This is a genomic window from Xenorhabdus sp. PB30.3, assembly GCF_963895965.1.
Lineage (GTDB): Bacteria > Pseudomonadota > Gammaproteobacteria > Enterobacterales > Enterobacteriaceae > Xenorhabdus > Xenorhabdus stockiae.
Genome location: NZ_CAWQMW010000066.1, coordinates 1 through 3,504, shown reverse-complemented (window position 1 = coordinate 3,504; position 3,504 = coordinate 1). Strand labels below are relative to the sequence as shown.

4 protein-coding genes are annotated in these 3,504 nt (G+C 37.0%); 2 read left to right on the top strand and 2 right to left on the bottom strand.

Features of this window, described 5'->3' with window-relative positions; translation table 11 throughout:
* Positions 1 to 230 precede the first annotated feature (230 nt).
* Positions 231 to 815: an ATP-dependent Clp protease proteolytic subunit gene (locus AACX38_RS05010; RefSeq protein ID WP_228865842.1), complete on the top strand. Its 585-nt coding sequence runs from the start codon at positions 231 to 233 to the stop codon at positions 813 to 815.
* Positions 816 to 877: 62 nt separating this feature from the next.
* On the opposite strand, the gene AACX38_RS05005 is transcribed toward AACX38_RS05010, so the two are convergent.
* Positions 878 to 1,465, bottom strand: a complete 588-nt coding sequence (locus tag AACX38_RS05005) for a TetR/AcrR family transcriptional regulator (protein WP_228865841.1) — start codon at positions 1,463 to 1,465, stop codon at positions 878 to 880.
* Between the two features lie 120 nt (positions 1,466 to 1,585).
* On the opposite strand from AACX38_RS05005, the gene AACX38_RS05000 reads away from it, so the two are divergent.
* On the top strand, positions 1,586 to 2,782 hold the full coding sequence (locus tag AACX38_RS05000) for an MFS transporter (protein ID WP_228865840.1): 1,197 nt from the start codon (positions 1,586 to 1,588) through the stop codon (positions 2,780 to 2,782).
* Between the two features lie 97 nt (positions 2,783 to 2,879).
* On the opposite strand, the gene AACX38_RS04995 is transcribed toward AACX38_RS05000, so the two are convergent.
* Positions 2,880 to 3,317 (bottom strand): GNAT family N-acetyltransferase, encoded by a 438-nt coding sequence (locus AACX38_RS04995; RefSeq protein WP_228865839.1) that lies wholly within the window; start codon positions 3,315 to 3,317, stop codon positions 2,880 to 2,882.
* Positions 3,318 to 3,504: the final 187 nt, after the last annotated feature.

The window sequence follows — 3,504 nt, the reverse complement described above, 5'->3', positions numbered from 1 at the left end:
CATACAATGCATATAACTAATTTTATTATATGAGTTACATATGAAAGATAACAACAACAATAAAAACAAAATATAAAAAATAATTAACAAATGACTCAAAAACAAAATATTCACCATATTAAATAAATTAAAAAAATTAATTTCTATATATTGTTACATTTATGCATGGAAATTATTTTAAGACTATAATAAATATCATCACAAACAATATTTTTTAAGTGAGAATAAAAATGACAGACAACAGCCTAGAAAAAAATAATCTCATCACGCCACTTTTCCACGACAAACTCTTTCAATCACGCTCTATAATTATCTCCGGTGAAATCAACCAACAACTGGTTGAAAAAGTGATAACTCAGCTTCTTCTACTACAGGAGCTCAATAATAACCTCATAAAAGTTTTTGTTAATAGCCAGGGTGGACATGTCGAATCCGGAGATACTCTGCATGATATGTTCAAATTTATTCAGCCAGAGGTTCTTATGATTGGTACTGGCTGGGTCGCCAGTGCAGGTATTACTCTCTTCCTTGCCGCCAAAAAAGAACATCGTTATTGCCTTCCTAATACCCGATTTATGATCCACCAGCCTTTAGGTGGCGTTCAGGGAAGAGCTACCGATATCGAAATTGAAACAAAAGAAATATTAAAAATGCGTGGCCGTATAAATCAGCTTATCAGTGAAGCCACCGGGCACCCTATAGATAAAGTGGCAAAAGACACTGACCGTAATTTCTGGATGGGACCAGAGGAAGCCCGTGATTACGGCATAATCGGGCAAATTATCAGCCACTGGAGTGAGTTAAAAGCGGGATAGCAACGGCTGTTTAGCAATTTATCAGGCCATGATGTGTAACCTGTAATGGCGTTGGCGATTTATCAGGGTATTACAGCCATTGCAGGCTCAATCAAACACATGAGATCTTCTCTGGAAACTCCATCACGAGCCTGAAATGAAATGGCCTGCATAATCCCCAAAAAATAAGATGCTAATTTTCCTGTCTCTGTTTCACCCGATAATTCACCATCTGCTACTGCTTTCGCTATCCGTGTGTGAATTAGCTTCCATGTATATTGACGAACCTCTTTCAGGTAAGCATAAGCATCCTCGTTTTCTTGTAAATTATTGACTATTCCCAGAACGAGTAAACATCCGCCTGACTGATTCGAAGTAGCCACTTCCACAGAAACCTCTAACATAGCTCTCAACCCTTGCTTTACACTTTCCGCACTGTTGAGGCTATCCATCGCTTTGGCGCCTATAGTTTTAATATATAAATCAACCGCCGCGTAAAAAGCCTGTTTTTTACTGCCAAATGCTGCATAAAAACTAGGGGGATTGATATTCATTGCCGCGGTTAGATCAACAAGTTGTGTTCCTTCATATCCTTTAGACCAAAAAACCTCCATTGCTCGTTGAAGCGCAACCTCACGATCAAAACTTAAAGGACGTCCACGCGATGCCATTATATGTACCTTCTTTATTTATGTAGTGAGAATAACATAAATCTCTTGATCAATTTTCGCAAGTAAGATAATTTTGTAATAACCACTACAAAATAAACATTCGATAAGCAAGGCGATAAAATGGAAAAATGTAAAGGCAATATCGCTATTCCAGCTGCAATAACTAAAAGTACGATCCCTCTGTCTATTTATATACTGGCATTCGGCGTCTTCGCTATGGTCACCAGCGAATTTCAGGTCACAGGTATGGTGACAATCATGGCTGATGACTTAAACGTTTCTATTTCTGAAATTGGTTATCTGGTCTCTCTATATGCTTTAGCCATGGCTTTTGGTGGTCCGTTACTTACACTGGGTTTATTAAAAACACCTCCCAAAACTTCATTACTTAGCCTTTATTTGATTTTTATTATCGGCGAAATACTTGGGGCATTAGCTGATTCTTATACCGTTCTGTCAATTGCTCGAGTAATAACCGGAGCTGTTTCTGGTGCCTTTTTTGGTATGTCTGTATCTATTTGCGCAGAAATTGTGGCAAAGCAGCAGCGAGGGTGGGCAATTTCTATTGTTCTCTCCGGTATTATGATAGGAACCATATTAGGATTACCAATGGCAAACCTGATAGGCACATATATTGGCTGGAGAATCAGCTTTTGGACAACCACTGCCCTCGCTACTATTGCCGGAATCATTAGCTTATTCTGGCTTCCGTTTATTCCAAAGCAATCTTCAATCAGTTTACGAGCTGAATTTCATACTCTTAACAATCCAGAATTATGGCGAGTTTTTTCTACCAGTTTACTGATTATTGGTGCTACTTTTGCCGCCTTTACTTACTTCACCCCCATATTAAAAGACGTGACAGGTTATCGGGAAGAAACAATTGCCAGCCTGCTTATCCTCTATGGTATCGCGACAATAATAGGTAATATCATTGTTGGAAAATTAGCTGAACGTTATACGCTCATCATTCTAGTAGCTGGCTTAACACTATTAACCTTATTTCTAATGCTATTTGGGACTTTTGCTGAAAACAAATTACTCTCCACATTTTCATTAATAGGAATTGGCTTAGTTGGTGTCACAATGAACCCAGCTATGGTTACACGGGTAATGAGAACAGCTAACGGTCGCCCATTTGTAAATACTATTCATACCTCTGTCATTACACTTGGCGTTGTCATTGGTGCTTCGTTAGGTGGATTATTCATTAGTTTAGGTTGGGGATTAAAAGCACCATTATGGGCAGGTTGCATTATGGCTTTCATAGGATTACTGACTTTGTTTTCTGATATTAAAAAAATGAGATCTAAATAAGCCTGATCAAAATCAGGCTATAAGAGTATGCTCACAGGTAATGCACAATCCGGCAAAATTGACTGACTGGAATTAACAGATTGGATGAATAAAATGACTATTTTTGCCTTTTCTCCAGTGTCCAGACGAAATCTTGCTCTATAACAGGTTTAAATCCCAGTTTCTTATAAAGCCAGCTGGCTGAAGACGTTACCAATGTGACATGACCCACATCGGTAACGGCTGGATGCTGTAAAACGCACTCCATTAACCAGCGCCCTAAACCTTTCTTTTGATATTCATCAATAATAAATACATCTACAATATAAGAAAATGTCGAAAAATCAGTTATTAATCTGGCGAATCCAACTTTTTTATCTTGATGGGATAATAAAAAACATACACTATTTTCTACCGCAATTTTAACTTTTTCAAATTCAATACCTCGAGCCCAAAATAATTGAGTAAGGTTATTATGTACAAAATTGACATCAATCTTACTTTTATCTGTTGTAATATAATAATCATCACGTTTCCATTGCATAACTTGCTTCATATTATTCCCCTTTAAGTGTATCAAATTACAGCTTTAATATTTTTCGCTTGAAACTGAATCTTACACTGGGATCCAAAAAATATGAAACCTTATTCACTGATTTTATCATGCCTTTTAGATGATTTTTCTTTCACTTGATAATAATCTTTTATTTTTTAAAAGTTCTCTACAGCATGAGTAGTAATAA